At 68.4% G+C, this 18,526-nt stretch carries 16 protein-coding genes; 7 read left to right on the top strand and 9 right to left on the bottom strand.

The genetic code is table 11. From position 1 onward, the window contains the following. The first annotated feature begins 3 nt into the window (after positions 1 to 3). From mraY to ACETK8_RS16560, 5 genes are all read left to right on the top strand, one after another. Entirely contained in the window at positions 4 to 1,113 is a 1,110-nt protein-coding gene (gene mraY / locus ACETK8_RS16580; RefSeq protein ID WP_374036928.1) for a phospho-N-acetylmuramoyl-pentapeptide-transferase, read from the top strand. A gap of 4 nt (positions 1,114 to 1,117) precedes the next feature. Then, positions 1,118 to 2,623: a Mur ligase family protein gene (locus tag ACETK8_RS16575; protein ID WP_374036927.1), complete on the top strand. Its 1,506-nt coding sequence runs from the start codon at positions 1,118 to 1,120 to the stop codon at positions 2,621 to 2,623. A gap of 6 nt (positions 2,624 to 2,629) precedes the next feature. Further along, positions 2,630 to 3,814: a peptidoglycan glycosyltransferase FtsW gene (locus tag ACETK8_RS16570; RefSeq protein ID WP_374036926.1), complete on the top strand. Its 1,185-nt coding sequence runs from the start codon at positions 2,630 to 2,632 to the stop codon at positions 3,812 to 3,814. Positions 3,815 to 4,018: 204 nt separating this feature from the next. Further along, entirely contained in the window at positions 4,019 to 5,104 is a 1,086-nt protein-coding gene (gene murG / locus ACETK8_RS16565; RefSeq protein ID WP_374036925.1) for an undecaprenyldiphospho-muramoylpentapeptide beta-N-acetylglucosaminyltransferase, read from the top strand. A 38-nt stretch (positions 5,105 to 5,142) separates the two neighbouring features. After that, entirely contained in the window at positions 5,143 to 6,279 is a 1,137-nt protein-coding gene (locus ACETK8_RS16560; RefSeq protein ID WP_374036924.1) for a mechanosensitive ion channel family protein, read from the top strand. Here the strand turns inward: ACETK8_RS16560 and ACETK8_RS16555 are convergent. The 8 genes from ACETK8_RS16555 to ACETK8_RS16520 form a co-directional block, all read right to left on the bottom strand. Further along, complete coding sequence (locus ACETK8_RS16555; RefSeq protein ID WP_374036923.1) at positions 6,259 to 7,392, bottom strand: Fic family protein; 1,134 nt, start codon at positions 7,390 to 7,392, stop codon at positions 6,259 to 6,261. The genes ACETK8_RS16560 and ACETK8_RS16555 overlap by 21 nt on opposite strands. Before the next feature lie 180 nt (positions 7,393 to 7,572). After that, positions 7,573 to 7,995: a hypothetical protein gene (locus tag ACETK8_RS16550; protein WP_374036922.1), complete on the bottom strand. Its 423-nt coding sequence runs from the start codon at positions 7,993 to 7,995 to the stop codon at positions 7,573 to 7,575. Continuing rightward, positions 7,992 to 11,429, bottom strand: a complete 3,438-nt coding sequence (gene smc / locus ACETK8_RS16545) for a chromosome segregation protein SMC (protein ID WP_374036921.1) — start codon at positions 11,427 to 11,429, stop codon at positions 7,992 to 7,994. The genes ACETK8_RS16550 and smc overlap by 4 nt, the downstream gene beginning before the upstream one ends. Positions 11,430 to 11,436: 7 nt before the next feature. Next, the gene (locus ACETK8_RS16540; RefSeq protein WP_374036920.1) at positions 11,437 to 12,045 is read right to left on the bottom strand and encodes a thioredoxin domain-containing protein; all 609 of its coding nucleotides are present in this window, start codon (positions 12,043 to 12,045) and stop codon (positions 11,437 to 11,439) included. Positions 12,046 to 12,053: 8 nt separating this feature from the next. Further along, positions 12,054 to 12,665 (bottom strand): DsbA family protein, encoded by a 612-nt coding sequence (locus ACETK8_RS16535; protein WP_374036919.1) that lies wholly within the window; start codon positions 12,663 to 12,665, stop codon positions 12,054 to 12,056. 4 nt (positions 12,666 to 12,669) lie between these two features. After that, complete coding sequence (locus ACETK8_RS16530; protein WP_374036918.1) at positions 12,670 to 13,305, bottom strand: DsbA family protein; 636 nt, start codon at positions 13,303 to 13,305, stop codon at positions 12,670 to 12,672. A 130-nt stretch (positions 13,306 to 13,435) separates the two neighbouring features. After that, the gene (locus ACETK8_RS16525; RefSeq protein WP_374036917.1) at positions 13,436 to 13,924 is read right to left on the bottom strand and encodes a hypothetical protein; all 489 of its coding nucleotides are present in this window, start codon (positions 13,922 to 13,924) and stop codon (positions 13,436 to 13,438) included. 89 nt (positions 13,925 to 14,013) lie between these two features. Beyond that, entirely contained in the window at positions 14,014 to 14,574 is a 561-nt protein-coding gene (locus ACETK8_RS16520) for a DUF721 domain-containing protein (protein ID WP_374036916.1), read from the bottom strand. A 194-nt stretch (positions 14,575 to 14,768) separates the two neighbouring features. On the opposite strand from ACETK8_RS16520, the gene mutY reads away from it, so the two are divergent. Further along, positions 14,769 to 15,797 (top strand): A/G-specific adenine glycosylase, encoded by a 1,029-nt coding sequence (gene mutY / locus ACETK8_RS16515; RefSeq protein ID WP_374036915.1) that lies wholly within the window; start codon positions 14,769 to 14,771, stop codon positions 15,795 to 15,797. Between the two features lie 4 nt (positions 15,798 to 15,801). Here mutY and ACETK8_RS16510 read toward each other — a convergent pair whose 3' ends face one another. Then, on the bottom strand, positions 15,802 to 16,881 hold the full coding sequence (locus tag ACETK8_RS16510; protein WP_374036914.1) for a site-specific DNA-methyltransferase: 1,080 nt from the start codon (positions 16,879 to 16,881) through the stop codon (positions 15,802 to 15,804). Between the two features lie 197 nt (positions 16,882 to 17,078). Between ACETK8_RS16510 and murC the strand changes: the two genes are divergently transcribed. Beyond that, positions 17,079 to 18,503, top strand: a complete 1,425-nt coding sequence (gene murC / locus ACETK8_RS16505) for a UDP-N-acetylmuramate--L-alanine ligase (protein WP_374036913.1) — start codon at positions 17,079 to 17,081, stop codon at positions 18,501 to 18,503. Positions 18,504 to 18,526 lie beyond the last annotated feature (23 nt).

Below are 18,526 nucleotides of genomic sequence, written 5' to 3'. Positions count from 1 at the left end.
AGAATGTTCTATCTTCTGTATCTCTACTACGCCGACGTGGCGCAGGATTACCCCCTGCTGAACCTGGTCCAGTACCAGACGGTCCGCGTTGCGCTCGCCATGGCCACGGCCATGATCGTCGCGGTCGCCATGGGCAGCCGCTTCATCTCCTACATGCGGGTCAAACAGGGCAAGGGTCAGCCGATCCGCGCCGACGGCCCGGTCTCCCACCTGTCCAAGGTCGGCACCCCCACCATGGGCGGCTTCATGATCCTGGCGGGCATCGCGGTCGCGGTGCTTCTCTGGGGTGACCTGACCAACCCTTATATCTGGATCGTCTCCGGCGTGACGGCCGCCTTCGGCGTCCTCGGCTTCGTCGACGACTACGCCAAGGTCACGAAACAGACCTCGGCCGGCCTGACCTCGAAACAGAAGCTCCTGGCCCAGTTGGTCGTCTCGATCATCGCCGGCGTCTGCGTCGTCCTGTGGATGTGGCGCTCGCCCACCTCGCCGGGGCTCGAGACCTCCATCGCCTTCCCCTTCTTCAAGGACGTTCTGCTGAACATCGGCTGGTTCTACGTCGCCTTCGTCGCCTTCACGATCGTGGGCTTCTCGAACGCGGTGAACCTGACCGACGGCCTCGACGGCCTGGCCATCGTGCCGGTCATGATGTCGGCCGCGGCCTTCGGCATCATCTCCTACCTCGTCGGCAACTTCATCTTCTCGGAGTATCTGGGCGTCCACCACGTCCCGGGCTCGGGTGAACTGGCCATCTTCTGCGCCGCCATCATCGGCGGGGGCGTGGGCTTCCTCTGGTACAACGCCCCGCCGGCCAAGATCTTCATGGGCGACACCGGGTCGCTGGCCCTGGGCGGCGCGCTCGGCGCCATCGCCGTCGCCACCAAGCACGAGCTGGTCCTGGGCATCATCGGCGGCCTGTTCGTCGTCGAGGCCGCCTCGGTCATGATCCAGGTCGGCTACTTCAAGCTGACCGGCAAGCGCATCTTCCTGATGGCCCCGATCCACCACCACTTCGAAAAGATGGGCTGGCCGGAATCGACCGTCGTCATCCGCTTCTGGATCGTCGCCGCCATGCTGGCCCTGGTGGGTCTCTCGACCCTCAAGCTGCGCTGACCCCATGACCCCCGTCCCCGGCTTCGAAGGCCGCCGCGTCGCCGTCTTCGGCCTCGGCCGGTCGGGCATCACGGCCGCCCGCGCCCTCAAGGCCGGCGGGGCCGAGCCGATCCTGTGGGACGACGGCGTCTCCGGCCGCATGCAGGCCGAGGCCGAAGGCTTCGAGCTCGAGGACCTGACCACCGCCGACTGGTCGTCCTTCGCCGCGCTTGTCCTTTCGCCCGGCGCCCCCCTGACCCATCCCAAGCCCCACTGGACGGTGGACAGGGCCCACGCCGCCAACGTCCCCGTCATCGGCGACATCGAACTGTTCGCCCGCGCCATCGCCGCCACGCCCGTTTCCTTGCGCCCCAAGGTCGTCGCCATCACCGGCACCAACGGCAAGTCCACCACTACGGCCCTGATCGGCTGGGTCCTGAAACAGGCGGGGCTCAAGGTCGCCGTCGGCGGCAACATCGGCATCGGCGTCCTTGCCTTGCCTGCTCCGACGGAAGTCGAGGCCTATGTCATCGAGGTTTCCAGCTACCAGCTGGACCTGACCACCAGCTTCGCGCCCGACGTCGCCATCCTGACCAACATCTCGCCCGACCACCTCGATCGCCACGGCGGCATGGAGGGCTATGTCGCGGCCAAGGCCCGGCTGTTCGCCAACCTGTCGGATGACGCCGTGGCGTTGATCGGCGTCGACGAGCAGTGGGGCAGGGGCGTCGCCGCGCGCATGTCCAATGCGACGACTGTCCAAACCGTCCCTTCTCCCCTCGGGGGAGAAGGTGGCTCGCGCAGCGAGACGGATGAGGGGGCTCTGTCCGCTTCATTGTCGGTTGGAGCGAGTTCGCCGAACCAGCCCCCTCATCCGAGCCCTTCGGGCCCACCTTCTCCCCCGAGGGGAGAAGGGATCGTCGCCGCACCCGGCCAGCTACACGTCGGCGAAACCACCATCGACTTCTCCCAGGCCCGCTCGCTCCCCGGCCGTCACAACGCCCAGAACGCCGCCTTCGCCTACGCCGCCGCCCGCGCGACCGGCGTGTCTCACGAGGCGGCCGTCGAAGGCCTGATGACCTTCCCGGGCCTCGCCCACCGTATGGAGACGGTCGGTCACCTCGGCGCCGTCCGCTTCGTCAACGACTCCAAGGCCACCAACGCCGACGCCGCGCGTCAGGCCCTGATGTCCTACCCGACCAGCTTCTGGATCGCCGGCGGCAAGGCCAAGGACGGCGGCATCGAGGACCTCCGCGACCTCTTCCCCCGCATCGCCAAGGCCTATCTGATCGGAGAGGCGGCCGAGGCCTTCGCCGCCACCCTCGGCGCCACGCCCCACGTCATCGCAGGCGACATGGCCGCGGCCGTCGCCCTCGCCGCGGAGGACGCCGCCAAGGCCGAAGGCGACGCGATCGTCCTCCTCAGCCCCGCCTGCGCCAGCTTCGACCAGTTTCCCGACTTCGAAGCACGCGGAGAAGCATTCCGGGCCGCCGTTCTTAACCTCGGAGCTACCCCTTCCGTTCATGGTTGAGAAACCATGACCCAGGCCGTCTACTCCCACCCCTTCTCGCGCAACGACCAGAGCCCGATCGCACAGTGGTTCTGGACGGTGGATCGCGGCCTCCTCGGCGCGGCGCTGGCCCTCATGGGCCTGGGCGTCATGCTCTCCTTCGCCTCGTCCCCGGCCGCCATCCTGGCCGACGAGTCGATCACCGACCCCTTCCACTATTCCTGGCGCATGATCGTCTGGGCCACCGGCGGCATCGGCATCATGATGACCATGTCCCTGCTGTCGCCGCGCGGCGTCCGCCGGATCGCGGTGCTGGGCCTGCTCGGCGCCATCGTCGTCATGGCCATGCTGCCCTTCATCGGAGACACGGTGAAGGGCGCGGCCCGCTGGGTGAACCTCGGCCCGTTCAGCCTGCAACCGTCGGAGTTCGCCAAACCCAGCTTGATCGTCTTCGCCGCCTGGATGTTCGCCGAGGGCCAGAAGGGACAGGGTGTCCCCGGCGTCTCCATCGCGTTCGGCTTCTACGCCGTCGTCGTGGCCCTCCTGCTGATCCAGCCCGACATCGGCCAGACCCTTCTGATCACCACCACCTTCATGGCCGTCTTCTTCATGGCCGGGGTGCCGCTGCGCTGGGTCGCGGTCCTGTCGGGCCTGTTCGCCGCCGGCATGACCGCCATCTATCTGCTGTTCCCCCACGTCCAGGCCCGCGTCGCCAAGTTCGTCGCCCCCGGCGTCGAGGACACCCACCAGATCGACCGCGCCTCAGAGGCCATCCGCGCCGGCGGCCTGGTCGGACGCGGGGTGGGCGAGGGGGTCATGAAACGCTCCGTCCCCGACCTGCACACCGACTTCATCTATTCGGTCGGCGCCGAAGAGTTCGGCCTGGTCCTCAGCCTCGTCATGATCGGCCTCTACGCCTTCATCGTCTTCCGCGGCATGGGCCGGGCGATGAAGCTGAACGACCCCTTCGAACAGACGGCGGCGGCCGGCCTCTTCATGCTGATCGGCCTTCAGGCCTCGATCAACGTCGCGGTGAACCTGAACCTGATCCCGACCAAGGGCATGACGCTTCCCTTCATCAGCTACGGCGGCTCCTCCATGATGGCCATGGGCCTGACGATGGGGTTCGCCCTGGCGTTGACGCGCCGCCGCCCCGGCGCCTACGAGCCAGGAGCCAGCCTAGCGCGCCCGCGCCGGCTCCTGATGCCCTAGTTTTCCTTTCGTCATCCTCCGGCGAAGCGAAGCGAAGACCGGGGGACGCAGCGGCGCGCGAGAGCGCGAACCTGTCGCGGACACGCCTGCGTTCGACATCCTGCCTGAACAGATCGCCTTCGGCGCCGCTGCGTCCCCCGATCTGCGGCGCTGCGCGCCTTGTCGGAGGATGACGAACGGAAGGGGCTCGGCTAAGCCGTATACATGACCAAACTCTGCGTCGTCGCCGCCGGAGGAACCGGCGGCCACATGTTCCCGGCCGAGGCATTGGCCCGCGAGATGGCCGCGCGCGGCTGGCGCGTGGTCCTCGCCACCGACCATCGCGGCGAACAGTACGCCCACGCCTTCCCGGCCGAGGAGCGCCTCGCGCTGGACGCCGCCACCGGCTCCGGCCCCATCGGCCTGCTGAAGGCCGGCGTCGCCATCGTCAAGGGCGTGGGTCAGGCCCAGGCCGCCTTCAACCGCATGAACGCCCAGGTCGTCGTCGGCTTCGGCGGCTACCCGTCCGCCCCCGCCCTGGTCGCCGCCATCCTGCAGAAGCGCCCGACCCTGATCCACGAACAGAACGCAGTCCTCGGCCGCACCAACCGTGTCCTGGCCCCCCACGTCCGCGCCGTCGCCTCCTCCTTCCCGACGCTCGAACGCGCCTCTGCCGATGTGAAGGCCCGCGCCCAGGTCGTCGGCGCCCCCGTCCGCGCCGACATTCGCGCCCTGTTCGACCGCGCCTACGCCCCTCCCGGCGACGGCCCCATCAACATCCTCGTCACCGGCGGCTCGCAGGGCGCGCGTCTCCTGTCCGAGACCACGCCCCGCGCCCTCGCCGCCCTGCCGGACACGATCCGCCGCCGCCTCAAGGTCCAGCAGCAGTCCCGGCCCGAGACCCTGGAAACCTCGCGCCAGATCTATCTGGACGCCGGCATCGACGCCGAGGTCGCCCCCTTCTTCCGCGACATGGCGACCCGCCTGTCCGCCGCCCATCTGGTCATCGGCCGCGCCGGCGCCTCGACCTGCGCTGAGCTGGCCGTCGCCGCCATGCCGTCCATCCTGATCCCTCTGAAGATCGCCACCGACGACCACCAGCGGCTGAACGCCAAGCTCCTGACCGACGTCTCCGCCGCCGAGGTCATCCTCGAGGACGACGTCACCGTCGACGCCATGGCCGCATCCGTCACGGGCGTCCTCGCCGATCCGCTGCGCCTCGCCGCCATGAGCGCGGCGGCCCGTTCCGTCGCCATCCCCGACGCCGCCCAACGCCTCGCCGACCTCGCCGAGGCGACCGCCGGTCTCTAGAAAACTTATGCTGCACTGCGGGAACAAAACCCGGCGCAATGCGTCGGTCCCCCATGCAGGACACCCGCTCAGACCTGATCCGTCAGATCGCGACCTTGCGTCAGGAGGTTGCCTGGCTGCCCGAATGGGCTGTCATCGCCCTGATCGTCGCCGCCTTCGTCGCCATCGGCTGGCTGGCCCACAAGCTGGCCTTCGCCGTCCTCCGCCGCATGGTTAGGGACAAGGACGTCTTCTGGCGCGGCGTCGTCGAACGCGCCCGCATGAAACTCAGGGTCATGATGATCCTGATCGGCGTCGCCGTCGGTGTGTCGGTCTCGCCCCTGGGGCTGGAGGCGTCGAACGACATCCGCGCCGTCCTGCTCTTCCTGTTCATCCTGACGGTCGGTTGGCTGGTTTCGGGCGTGCTCGACATGTGGTCGGTCATGCACCTCCGGCGCTACAACATCGCCGTCGAGGACAACCTTCTCGCCCGCAAGCACCTGACCCAGACCCGCATCCTCCAGCGGGTGGCCAAGGTCGTGCTCGCCATCGTCACGGTCGGCCTTGCCCTCATGACCATCGCCGGCTTCCGTCAGTGGGGGGTGTCGCTTCTGGCCTCGGCCGGCGTCGTCGGCATCATCGCCGGCCTGGCCCTCCAGCCGATCCTGACCAACATGATCGCCGGCATCCAGATCGCCCTGACCCAGCCCATCCGCATCGACGACGCCGTCATCGTCGAGAACGAGTGGGGGAATATCGAGGAGATCACCGCCACCTATGTGGTCGTGAAGCTCTGGGACTGGCGTCGCATGGTCCTGCCGCTCAGCTGGTTCATCTCCAACCCCTTCCAGAACTGGACCCGCGAGAACGCCCGGCTTATCGGCACGGCCTTCTTCTACGTCGACTACGAGGCCCCCATCGACCGCCTCCGCGAAGGCTTCGAGGGCATCGTCAAGGCGTCCAAGCTCTGGGACGGCGATGTGCAGGTGCTTCAGGTCACCGACATCACCGACCGCGTCCTCCAGGTCCGCTGCCTCGCCAGCGCCCGCTCGGCCCCCGTCGCCTTCGACCTCCGCTGCGAAATCCGCGAAAAGATGATGACCTTCATGCGGGATCAGTGCCCGGAGGCCCTGCCGAGGGATCGCGTGTCGTTGGACTCTAAGGTTGTACCGCCGCTAAACCCGCAGGAGGTCTAAAAGCGGATCAAATGCGTAGAGTGCTGCGCGTCGTCCGGCCGATGGTTCGATGGTCCGCAGAAGGTTCGCATCGACCAGGCGACGCGATATCAGACGTGCCGAGGAAGTGGGAATCCCGGATCGATCTACAAATCGATCATTCCTGAACACTGGGCTAGAGAATATAAAATCCAGAGCTTGATCGTGGAACTGAGAGTTCAAAACCACTCTGAAAAGCTCTCTCATGCTGCCGTAGAGGGCGAATATCCGGTCAGCCGTTTGGATATTGAATTTCGCCTGCTCGTGCATGGCTCGAAGGAAAAAGACCGTCCATCCTGTCCAGTCACCAATCGCGGAGACCGCGCGCATCCGCTCGATATACTCAGACTTGTGCGTTTCGAAGTAGCCGGAAACGAAAAAGTTGGGCTGGCTGATGATGCCGAGTTTCCAGAGCATAAGGGTGATCAGAATTCGCCCGATCCGGCCGTTTCCGTCCTCGAAGGGGTGAAGGGCTTCAAACTCGACATGGGCTAACGCGGTGCGAATAAGCGGACGCATTCCTCCATCGTTTATGAAGCTAACCAGTTCCCCCATCGCAGGGGCGAGATGCTCAGGAGGAATGGGGACGTAGTAGATTTTTCCGATGCGATCATCGCCGATGTAGTTTTGTTCGACCTTGTAAGCGCCAGGCCTTTTATGGGCCCCGCGTCCAAACGACAGGAGTTGTTGATGAGCTGTTCGAATTAGGTGCTCGCTTAGCGGTGCGCCTTCTGCAAGCGACTGCTGGGCGTTCCGCAAAGCTCTGGAATAGAGGAAAGTCTCGACGTCATCGTTTCGCGCTTGTCGATGGGGATCGACAGCCCCCCCATCTTCATCAGCTTCGAGACGATAGACTTCCTCGATAGTGGAGATCGTCCCTTCCATTCGGGACGAACTGACTGCGTCCTGACGACGCAAAGGCGCGAGGAACAAGTCGCTATTCACCATCCCTGCCAGCTTGGCGTCGTATCGCGCAAGCGATGCGGCAGCCTCCTCAAGTGGGCCAAGCAGGGCTTCGTAGTTCAGCGTTGCGGGAGGAAATGCTCCAGTGTGATAGGCGACGCTTTCCGATAGATCGTAGCGGTTGGCTATCATTTTAATGGTGATCCTGACGGCAAGCTCGGTTGATGCGAATATAAACCGTCAAACTGCCTTGGTGTCAATTTAGCCCCACATTCTGCCATCAATGCTTTTTGATGCTAATGTAGCCAACCTAAAAGATGTAGGCGTTCGTTTAGGCGGCAATGATGTCGTCAACATCCCTGTTATGGGAAATCACTCTCCCATCGCCTCCCGTCCGATCCGCACCGCCTCATCCACCGTGACTGCCACGACTTCCGGCTCCACCGTGCCGCACCCCACGGCCAGCAGTTCCGCCGCATCCCCGCCGGGCGAAGCCTCATAGGCGGGTTGCCCCTCCGCCATCGCCGGACCCTCGGCCCCGCCCACCGCTACCGAGGCGAAGTCGAGCCGATCCGCCATTCCGGCTTCACAGTCGAACCGCCACCAGGACCATCCGCCCCAGTACCGCGTCGTCCCGACGGTGAAATCCTCCTCCACCACCTGCAACGACCGCATCCGCGCCACGCCGCCCTCGCGCTGGATCGTCGCCAGATCGGCGAACACGGCGAACCGACCCACGCCCGTCAGAGTGAGGGCATGAACCGCCGGTGGGGCTTCCGGAACGTCCTGGATCACGCCACCAGCTTCTCGGCCTGGGTCAGGTCCACGCTGACCAGTTGCGACACGCCTCGTTCGGGCATGGTGACCCCATACAGCCGATCCATCCGGCTCATGGTCACCGGGTTGTGGGTGATGACGATGAAGCGGGTGTCCGTGCGGTTCCGCATCTCGTTCAGCATCCGGCAGAAGCGGTCGACGTTGGCGTCGTCCAGCGGCGCGTCCACCTCGTCCAGCACGCAGACCGGCGCCGGATTGGCCAGGAAGACCGCGAAGATCAGGGCCGCCGCCGTCAACGCCTGCTCGCCGCCCGACATCAACGACATGACCGCCAGCCGCTTGCCCGGCGGACAGGCGTAGATCTCCAGACCCGCCTCCAGCGGATCGTCGCTCTCGACCAGCTTCAGCTCCGCCTGACCGCCGCCGAACAGGGCCTCGAAAAGGCTCTTGAAGTTGTCGTTGATGACGTCGAACGCCGCGACCAGCCGCTCGCGACCCTCGGCGTTCAGCTCGTCGATCCCGTCGCGCAGCTTGGCGATGGCGCCGGTCAGGTCCGACCGCTCCAGCCGCATGGTCTGCAGCCGCTCGCCGTATTCCCGCGCCTCTTCCTCGGCCAGCAGGTTCACCGCCCCCAGCTGCTCGCGCTCGCGCTCCAGCCCGAACAACAGGCTTTCGGCGCCGGCCGCATCCGGCGGGCGGGCGATGGCGTCGTCGATCAGCCGCTGGCCCAGTTCCTCGGGCGACATCTGGGCCGCCTCGCGGACATTGTTGTGCGCGTCCAGCAGCCGCTCGGCCGCCGCCTCCGACCGCGCCGCGAGCCCGGCCCGCGCCTCACGCGCGCTCGAGGCCGCCGCATCCGCCGCCCGGCTGGCCCGGTCCGCGTCGCCCGCCTCGCCCTCGGCGACCGCCAGAGCATCCGCCGCCTGTTTCCGCCGCGTCTCGGCCGAGGTCAGCATGTCCATCAGGCTCGACCGCTGCGAGGCCAAGGCCTCCGGCGCCCGCTCGGCCTGTAGAAGTTGCGCCGCCGCCTTCGTCGCATCACCCTCCAGCGCCTTGATCCGCGCCGTGGAATCCTTCGCCCGCGTGGCCCAGCCGTCCCGCTCGCGCGTCGCGCCCGCCAGTCGTTGCTCGCGCCCGGCCCGTTCGCGCGCCTCGGAATCCCGATCCACCCGCGCCGAGGAGGCCGCCGCCCGCGCCGCATCCGCCGCCGTTCGCGCCGTCGCCAGCTCGACCTTCAGCCCCTCCAATGTTTCCGAGGGCGCATCGGTCGTCAGGGCCTCGGCCAGGGCCGCCTCCGCCGCCTCATGCTCGGTCGTCAGCCGCGCAAGGGTCTCGTCCAGCGCCGTCGCCCGCGCCTCGCGCCGCGCCTGTTCGTTGGCCAGACGCTGCACCGCATCGCGCGCCGTCGTCACCGCCTTGTCCGCCGTGAACGGCATCAGGCGGGCCGCCTTCACCGCCTCCTCGGACGCCCGGAACGCCTCCGTCGCCGCCTTGAGAGCCGCCTGCGCGCCCTCCAGCGCGGGCTTGCCCTCGTCGATCTCGGCCTCCAGTTCGGCCAGTCGCGTGCGCTGGGCCAGACGCACCGCCGCCGGTCTCGGCGCCTCGGCCCGGCTGACGAACCCGTCCCAGCGATAGAGGTCGCCTTCCCTGGTCACCAGACGCGCGCCCACGGGCAGAGCCTTCGCCAGCCCTGCCGCCTCGCCCTTGCCCGCCACGCCGCACAGAGCCAGTCGCGCCGCCAGGGCGTCCGGCGCCGTCACATGGTCCGCCAGCGGCTCGATCCCCTTGGGCCAGGCGGGGGAGGGGACATCCGCCCCGCCCCAGTAGGCCGCCGCCTTCGCATCCAGCGCCGCGTCCAGATCGTCGCCCAGCGCCGCCGCCAGAGCGGCCTCGTATCCCTTGTCCGCGCTCACCTGATCCAGCGCCGGCGGATGGTCCCGCCGGCCCGAGACCAGCAGGGACGCCAGCCCCCGCGCCTCGGTCTGCAACCGACCCAGCCGATCCTCGGCCGCCCGCGCATTGGTCCGCGCCTCCTGCTCGGCCCGCGCCTTGTCGCCGCGTTCGGCCTCGGCCTTCTCGACACCCGCCCGCGCCTCGGTCAGGGCCGCCGTCGCCGTTTCCAGCGCCTCTCGCGCCGCCGCCAGTTCCGGCGTCTCCAGCGGCCCCAGGGCCTCGCGCTCTCGCTTCGCGCCGTCCAGAGCCGCCACGGCCCGCGCCACCCGCGCCTCGGCGTCGCGTTTCCGCGCCGTCTCGGCGTTTGCCCGCGCCTCGACCGCCGCCAGCGATCCGGCCAGTCGCTCGACCTCGGCGTCGGCCGCACGCCGCGCCTCTTCCGCCGCCTCCAGAGCCCGGTCCAGCTCAGGCCCCCGCTGCGGCGCCGCCGCGATCTCGGCCGTCAGGGTCTCCAGCTCGGCCGACAGCCGCGCCAGTTCGGCCTCGGCGTCGCCCGACATGGCGATCTCGCGCTCGGTGTCGTTGGCGATGCGCTGGGTCTCGGCCGTCAGCCGATCCACCTCGGCCCGCGCCTGCTGCTCGGCCATGTCCAGCCGGTCCCGCTCCAGCGACGCCCGGTGCAGCAGGGCCGCCGCCACCGCATCCTCTTCGCGCGCGGGCTTCAGCCCCTCCTGCGCCGACAGGGCCGCCGTCTGGGCCTTGGCCGCGTTCGAGGTCGCCTCGGCCACCGCCCGGTCCGCCGCCGCCAGCTCCGACGCCGCCGTCTCCGCCGCCAGTCGCGCATCGTTCCAGCGCACGAACAGCAATGCCGACTGCAGGGCCCGGATCTCGGCCGAGATCTTCTTGTATTTCTCCGCCTGCCGCGCCTCGCGCTTCAGCCGCACCAGGGCCGTATCCAGCTCCCGCCCGATGTCGTCCAACCGCTCCAGATTGGCCTCGGCGGCCTTGAGGCGCAGTTCCGCCTCATGCCGCCGCGTATGCAGCCCCGCCACCCCGCCGGCTTCTTCGAGAATGCGCCGCCGGTTCTGCGGCTTGGCCGCGATCAGCTCACTGATCTGCCCCTGACGCACCAGGGCCGGAGAGTTCGCCCCCGTCGAGGCGTCGGCGAACAGCAACTGCACATCCCGCGCCCGCACCTCCTTGCCGTTGATGCGATAGGTCGAGCCTTGACCCCGGTCGATCCGGCGCGACACCTCGATGATGGCGCTGTCGGTGAAGGGCTGGGGCGCGCGGCGTTGCGCGTTGTCGATGGTCAGCTGAACTTCGGCGTGGTTGCGCGGCGGCCGGCTCGAGGCCCCGGCGAAGATCACGTCGTCCATGCCCTGGCCGCGCATGGCCTTGGCCGAGTTGGCGCCCATGACCCAGCGCATGGATTCCAGCACGTTCGACTTGCCGCAGCCGTTCGGCCCGACGATGCCCGTCAGGCCCGGCTCGATCTGCACCTCGGACGGGTCGACGAACGACTTGAAGCCGACCAGTCGGAGGCGCTGGAACTGCATTCCGTCGTCAGTTGCGGGGCAACAGCGGCCGGATCGCCGCGGACAGACCGTCCAGCGAGGTGTCCGCCACGGCGCGGCCGTTGACGAAGAAGCTGGGCGTGCCCTGGACCCCGGCGGCACTGGCCCCGGCCACCTCGGCGCGAATGCCGTTCAGCGTCGCCGGATCGGCCAGGCAGGCGTCGATCTGGGCTTCGGTCTTGCCGCTCGCGGCGACGCCGGCTGCGTACCAGTCGGCCAGCGGCGCTCCGTCGATGATCGCGGCCTGACCGGTCATGAAGGCCGAGGCGACGTCGAAGAAGCGGGCGGGCACGGCGCAGCGGGCGATCCCGGCCGCACGGGCGCCGACCTGGGTCGGATTGGTCGGCAGGTTGCGGAACACCAGCTTCACCTGACCCGTGTCGATGAACCGCGCCTTGAACTCCGGCAGCACCGTCATGTGCCACTGGGCGCAGTGCGAACAGACGAAGGACGCGTATTCGATCACCGTCACAGGCGCATCGGCGCGACCCAGCACACGGTCGCTGGCCGAGACGGCCGGCAGACCGCTCGCCGTCTGGGCCGACGCGGTCAGCGGCGCGGCGATCAGGGCCAAAGTCAGGAACAGGGTGCGGATCATGGATAAGCTCACTTGGCTAGTTCGGCGTCGATGGCCGGGCCGAGGTCTGACATGAGGACGCCCTCGCCGCCCATCGACGAAACATGACGACCGTTGACGAAGAAGGTCGGGGTGCCGGTCACGCCCGCGTCGGTGGCGGCCTTCACCCGGCGCTCCAGGGCGGCGATGGCTTCCGGATTGGTGACGCAGCGCTGGAAGGCGGCCTGGTCCATGCCGTTCTCTCCGGCGATGCGAACCAGGCTGGCGCGCATGTCGTCTTCGCTCTGCCAGTCCTTCTGGCTCCGCATGATCGCGTGGATCACGTCGAAATATTTGTCCTCGCCGGCGCAGCGCGCCATCAGGAAGCCCGCCGCGGCCACCGCGTTCGGCGGGGTCGGCAGTTCGCGGAAGACGTAGCGGACCTTGTTGGTGTCCACATAGGCCGCCTTGAACGCCGGCCAGGTGTTTTCCTGCCAGGCGGCGCAGTGGGGGCAGGTGGGCGAGGCGTACTCCACCACGGTGACCTTGGCGCCTTCTGCGGCGCCCAGGGCCATGTCCCCGTCCACCACGGGTTTCGCCCCGCCGCACGACGCCAGGGTCAGGGCGGTCAGGGCCAGGATCAGGGTGCGGAACGCGGTCATCGGATCAGCTCGCGGCCAGGGCGGCGTCGATCGCCGTCGACAGCCCTTCCATGGAGGTGTCGAGCACACGCTCGCCATTGACCAGGAAGTAGGGGGTTCCGCTGACGCCGGCGGCTTGCGCCGCCTTGATGCGGGCATCCATGGCCTGAAGCGCGGCCGGATCCGTGACGCAGGTCTGGAACTGCTCTTCCGACAGGCCCGCTCCGTTGGCGATGCGAAGCAGGATGGTGCGAGGCGGCACGCCGCCGAACAGCTCGTTCTGGCTGGCCATGATCTCGTGGATCACCGGGAAATACTTGTCCGGCCCGGCGCAGCGCGCGACCAGGAAGCCGGCCACGGCCACCGCTTCCGGCGAAGTCGGCATCTCGCGGAAGACGTAGCGGACCTGATTGGTGTCCACGTATTTGGCCTTGAACTCCGGATAGACCTGCGCCTGCCAGGTGGCGCAGTGGCCGCAGGTGACCGAGGCGTATTCCACCACGGTGACCTTGGCGCCTTCCGGCGCGCCCAGCGCCATGTCGCCCTCGGCCGGAGCGCTCACGCCGCCGCCGCCCGAACAGGCCGCCAGCATCGTCATGGCCGCCAGGGCCGCGCCGGTCACGGCCGCACGACGGCTCATCGAAGCGAATTTGAACGGCATGGCGTCTTCCTTGCGAACTCGAGTTCCGGATGATCGCGCGATTCCCCGACGGACGCGCGGATTCCATGGTTCTCGAGAACAGGTGCGGCGGAAAAAGGTCAAGCCCTGCCGGTCGGAATCTCCGCGACCTTTAGTCCACGAACCGGCGCTTCGGGAGTGCGGCGCTGCCCTCGTTGACGACATACCGCAGCCGCGTCGCCAGCAGAGCCTCCGCGGCGGGGGCGTCCCTGATCGTAACCGGCAACCGGGCGACGGGCTTCAGGTCGCGATCGTAGAGGTCCATCTGAACCATCGGAAACATCGAGACGATGACGGTCGTCTCGCCGAACCCGGCCAGGCCCGACAGCGGGATGACCTTCCTGCCGAACAGCCGGTGCAGCACGACCGCGTCACCCTCGACCGTCCACCGCTGGCTCTGCAACGAAAGCCCGCCCAGCATGAACAGAAGGATGAACAGTCCGATCACGACCCCGGACCACAGATCGGCCTGGCTCTGCGTTTCGATGTTCACGGCGGTCGCATAGATCAGGGCGGCCAGGGCGACGCCCCCGCCGAGAAACACGAACCACCCCAGGGCCTTCTTGACCCCGCCGGACTTGAAGACTGGATTTTCGGACATTCGGCCTCGCGAGCGTTCAGGCGGCGCCGGGTGTCGGCTCCATCATTCACCGAACGCGGAAATTCACGTTTCGGCGCCACGAAAAACGCCTACCGCCTGCGACCTTTAGCCTGATCCGCCAGCACGGCGCGTCCCAGGTTCGCCAGCGCCGCCTTCAGCCCCGTCGGCGCGGCCTCGACCGACTTCACCAGATCCGCCTCCGCCGCCGCGTCCAGCGGGTCGATCCGCCGCCGCGCGCCCTTTTTCGATGCCGCCATCTGGGGCAGGGGCTGCACCGGCCCTTGCGCGATCCTCAGCCTGTCCACCGCGCCCGGTCCCAGGAACAGGTTCACCCGCGCCAGGATGTCCGCCGACTGATGCTGGACCAGCAGGGCCGCCGGCCCCGCCACCCGCAACTCCAGCGTCCCACCGCTTCCGGCCCGCCCCTTGGTCAGCTTCTGCGGCCGCGTCACCCGCGCCAGCTGGTCGCCGACGATCTCGCGCCAGCGCGGCTCCAGCGCGCCTGCGCCCCGTCCGAACCGTTCGTCCAGGTCCTTGATGAACGGCGCCAGCGACCGCCCGGCCTTGGGCGCCGGACGCGGCACGGGCCGGGTCCGTTTCCGCGCCAGGATCTCGCGGGCTTCTCTTTCACTGGGCAGATCGCGCGCCATGGGAAGACAGTAGCGCAGATCGGCACGAACTTCTCCCTCCCCCTCGGGGGAGGGTGGTCGAAGCGCAGCGGAGACCGGGTGGGGGCGGCAAGGCAAGGCCCGCAGACGTCGTCGCCACGTCGCCTTGCCCTCCCCGCCCCGTCGCTTCGCGACGACCCTCCCCCGAGGGGAATGGAGAAGCTATATCGGTCCCAATGATCCCCTCCGAAGTCGCCGACCTGCGCGCCGCCCTCCTGGCCTGGTACGACGTCCATGCGCGCACCCTGCCATGGCGCACGCCTCCGGGCGCCGAGGTCCGCACCGACCCCTACCGCGTCTGGCTGTCCGAGGTGATGCTGCAGCAGACCACCGTCCCCCACGCTGCGCCCTATTTCGAGCGGTTCACCACCCGCTGGCCCACCGTCACCGACCTGGCCGCCGTGGAGGACGCCGACCTGATGGCCGCCTGGGCCGGCCTCGGCTACTACGCCCGCGCCCGGAACCTGCTGGCCTGCGCCCGCGCCGTCGCAAACGACCACGGCGGCGTCTTTCCCGACACGGAGGCGGCGCTGCTGGCCCTGCCGGGGGTCGGCGCCTATACCGCCGCCGCCGTCGCCGCCATCGCCTTCGACCGCGCCGCCAATGTCGTGGACGGCAATGTCGAACGCGTCGTCGCCCGCCTCTTCGCCGTGGAGACGCCCGTCCCCGCCGCTCGACCCGAGCTGAAGCGCCTCGCCGCGATCCTGGTCGCCGACGACCGCCCCGGAGACTGGGCCCAGGCCCTGATGGACCTCGGCTCAGGCGTCTGCCGCCCGAAGTCCCCGCTCTGTCTGATGTGCCCGATCTCGCAGTGGTGCGCCGGCCGCGCCACGGGCGAACCCGAACGCTATCCGCTGAAAACGAAGAAGGCCGCCCGTCCGCACCGACAGGGGATCGCCTGGGTCCTGCGCGACGGTCGGGGCCGCGTCGCCCTGGTCCGCCGTCCGGACAAAGGGCTGCTGGGCGGCATGACGGGCCTCCCCACCAGCGACTGGACCGAAACCCCGCCCGACGCCCAACCGCCCGTCGCCGCCGACTGGGCGGAAGCGGGCGCGGTCGATCACGTCTTCACCCACTTCTCCCTGACCCTGACGGTCCGGGTCGCGACGGGGCAGGGCGACTTTCTCTGGACGCCCGAGGCCGTGGCCCTGGCGTCCCTGCCGACGGTGTTCCGAAAGGCGCTGGAACGCGCCCTGGCGATGTGATCGCCTACTGCATCCCCGCCCGGATTTCCGAGCGCAGGGCGTCGATCGACTTCAGCCCCGCATCCGTCCGGAAACGCCAGTAGGTCCAGCCGTTGCAGGCCGGCGCGTTCTCCAGCAGGGCCCCCAGCTTGTGGATCGACCCGGTCAGGGCGCCGGACACCAGCGACCCGTCCGCCCGCACCCGCGCCTCGCGCTCGCCCTTGGGGCAATACAGAACATCGCCGGGCGCCAGGAGGCCCGCCTCCACCAGCGCCCCGAACGGCACCTTGGGCTCGGCCCGCTTGGAGCCCGTGACGACCAGATCCTCGGGCCGCGCCGGGATCACCGCCTTGATCCGCGTCTCGGCCACCTTGGCGTATTCGGGATCGCGCTCGATGCCGATGTAGTGACGGCCCAGACGCTTGGCCGCGGCCCCCGTCGTCCCCGTGCCGAAGAAGGGATCCAGCACCACGTCGCCCGGCTTGGTCGCGGCCAGCAGCACACGGTGCAGCAACGCCTCGGGCTTCTGCGTCGGATGCGCCTTCTTGCCGTCCTCGCCCTTGATCCGCTCCTCGCCGGTACACAGCGCCAGGGTCCAGTCGGACCGCATCTGGGTGTCTTCGTTGAAGGCCTTCAACGCGTCGTAGTTGAAGGTATAGCGCTTCTGCTCGCGGCTCTTGGCGGCCCAGATCAGGGTCTCGTGGGCGTTGGTGAACCGCGTGCCCTTGAAGTTCGGCATCGGGTTGGACTTGCGCCAGATGATGTCGTTCAGCACCCAGTAGCCCAGGTCCTGGATCGCGGCGCCCAGGCGGAAGACGTTGTGATAGCTGCCGATCACCCAGATCGAGCCCTCGTCCTTCAGCACCCGCCGGCATTCCTTCAGCCAGTCGCGGCAGAAGGCGTCATAGGCGGCGAAGCTGTCGAACTTGTCCCAGTCGTCGTCGACCGCATCGACGCGGCTGTTGTCAGGCCTCAGCAGGTCCCCGCCCAGCTGCAGATTATAGGGCGGATCGGCGAACACCATGTCGACCGACTTCGACGGCAGCCCGCGCAGGACCTCCAGACAGTCGCCCAGATGAATGATGTCAGTCTTCAGATCGGTCACGAACGCGGCCCCGGGGAGTGAGGCGCCAACCGTGAATCCTTGTGGTTAAGGCGACGTTTATCGCCCCTCTCCCCTTGCGGGAGAGGGAGACGGCGCACTGGGTCCCGTCACCTCCCCACGCGCCTTCGCGCGCAGGGAGGTGACTTCACACCCGACGGGAGGGTGCAATCCGATTTCACCCTCGCTATGACGCTTCGATGATCGCACGCCTTCGCCCCGTACCCTTCGACCTTGGCCCGGTTCATTTCGTGGGCATAGGCGGGATCGGCATGAGCGGCATCGCCGAGATCATGCTGAAGATCGGCTATTCGGTTCAGGGCTCGGACGCCAAGGCTTCCGCCAACACCGAACGCCTCGCGGCCCTGGGCGCCAGGATCTTCATCGGCCACGACGCCGCCCACATCGGCGAAGGCGTTTCAGCCGTCGTCTATTCGACGGCGGTGAAGGCTTCGAACCCGGAGATGATGGTCGCCCGCGAGCGCCGCATCCCGCTTGTCCGCCGCGCCGAGATGCTGGCCGAGCTTATGCGGCTGCAATTCTCCATCGCGGTGGGCGGCACCCACGGCAAGACCACCACGACCTCGATGGTCGCCGCCCTGCTGGACGCCGCCGGTCTCGACCCTACGGTGGTCAACGGCGGCATCATCAACGCCTACGGCACCAACGCCAAGGTCGGCGACGGCGACTGGATCGTGGTCGAGGCGGACGAGTCGGACGGCAGCTTCCTGCGCCTGAAGTCCACCGTCGCCATCGTCACCAACATCGACCCGGAACACCTCGATCACTACGGCGACTTCGACGCGGTGCGGAAAGCCTTCTGCGACTTCGTCGAGAACATCCCCTTCTACGGCTTCGCCGCCGTCTGCCTCGACCACCCCGAGGTCCAGCGGCTGGTCGCCTCCATCGATAACCGTCGCATCGTCACCTACGGCACGAACCCGCAGGCCATGGTCCGCGCCGACAACTGCGACATGGCCCCCGACGGCGCCCGGTTCGACGTGGTCATTCAGGGGCGCGGCGGCGCCGAACCGGTCCGCATCACCGACCTCCACCTGCCCATGGCCGGCTGGCACAATGTCGCCAATGCGCTGGCCGCCATCGCCGTGGCCCGCGAACTGGACGTCTCCGACGACGCCATCCGCGCGGGTTTGGCCAGCTTCGCCGGGGTCAAGCGCCGCTTCACCACCACGGGCGTCGTGAACGGCGTTCGCATCGTCGACGACTACGGCCATCACCCGGTGGAGATCGCCGCCGTCCTCAAGGCCGCGCGTCAGGTGGCCGAGGGTCGCGTCATCGCCGTGGTCCAGCCGCACCGCTTCACCCGTCTGCGCGACCTGATGGACGAGTTCTCGACCAGCTTCTCGGACGCCGACAGCGTCATCGTCGCCGACGTCTACGCCGCCGGTGAAAGCCCCATCGAGGGCGTGGACAAACAGGCCCTGGTCGACGGCGTCCGCCGCTACGGCCACCTGCGCGTCTCGGCGCTGGAGAACGCCGCCGTCCTGCCCCGCGTCATCGCCGAGGAAGCCAAACCCGGCGACGTCGTCGTCCTCCTGGGCGCCGGCGACATAACCGCCTGGGCCTACGCGTTGCCGGCGCAGCTCGAGGCGCTGAGCCAATGACCTCGTCTTCTTTCGTCATCCTC

Origin of the sequence: Brevundimonas staleyi, from assembly GCF_041893865.1 — a bacterium.
GTDB lineage: Bacteria > Pseudomonadota > Alphaproteobacteria > Caulobacterales > Caulobacteraceae > Brevundimonas > Brevundimonas staleyi.
This window is presented reverse-complemented; position numbering and strand designations above follow the sequence as displayed.

Bases quoted from the DNA above. Each gene is read 5' to 3' on its own strand.
- ACETK8_RS16555 (WP_374036923.1), bottom strand. From the start codon at position 7,392: ATGATAGCCAACCGCTACGATCTATCGGAAAGCGTCGCCTATCACACT.
- smc (WP_374036921.1), bottom strand. From the start codon at position 11,429: ATGCAGTTCCAGCGCCTCCGACTGGTCGGCTTCAAGTCGTTCGTCGAC.
- ACETK8_RS16540 (WP_374036920.1), bottom strand. From the start codon at position 12,045: ATGATCCGCACCCTGTTCCTGACTTTGGCCCTGATCGCCGCGCCGCTG.
- ACETK8_RS16530 (WP_374036918.1), bottom strand. From the start codon at position 13,305: ATGCCGTTCAAATTCGCTTCGATGAGCCGTCGTGCGGCCGTGACCGGC.
- murG (WP_374036925.1), top strand. From the start codon at position 4,019: ATGACCAAACTCTGCGTCGTCGCCGCCGGAGGAACCGGCGGCCACATG.
- ACETK8_RS16525 (WP_374036917.1), bottom strand. From the start codon at position 13,924: ATGTCCGAAAATCCAGTCTTCAAGTCCGGCGGGGTCAAGAAGGCCCTG.
- ACETK8_RS16535 (WP_374036919.1), bottom strand. From the start codon at position 12,665: ATGACCGCGTTCCGCACCCTGATCCTGGCCCTGACCGCCCTGACCCTG.
- mutY (WP_374036915.1), top strand. From the start codon at position 14,769: ATGATCCCCTCCGAAGTCGCCGACCTGCGCGCCGCCCTCCTGGCCTGG.
- ACETK8_RS16575 (WP_374036927.1), top strand. From the start codon at position 1,118: ATGACCCCCGTCCCCGGCTTCGAAGGCCGCCGCGTCGCCGTCTTCGGC.
- ACETK8_RS16570 (WP_374036926.1), top strand. From the start codon at position 2,630: ATGACCCAGGCCGTCTACTCCCACCCCTTCTCGCGCAACGACCAGAGC.
- mraY (WP_374036928.1), top strand. From the start codon at position 4: ATGTTCTATCTTCTGTATCTCTACTACGCCGACGTGGCGCAGGATTAC.
- ACETK8_RS16520 (WP_374036916.1), bottom strand. From the start codon at position 14,574: ATGGCGCGCGATCTGCCCAGTGAAAGAGAAGCCCGCGAGATCCTGGCG.
- ACETK8_RS16560 (WP_374036924.1), top strand. From the start codon at position 5,143: ATGCGTCGGTCCCCCATGCAGGACACCCGCTCAGACCTGATCCGTCAG.
- murC (WP_374036913.1), top strand. From the start codon at position 17,079: ATGATCGCACGCCTTCGCCCCGTACCCTTCGACCTTGGCCCGGTTCAT.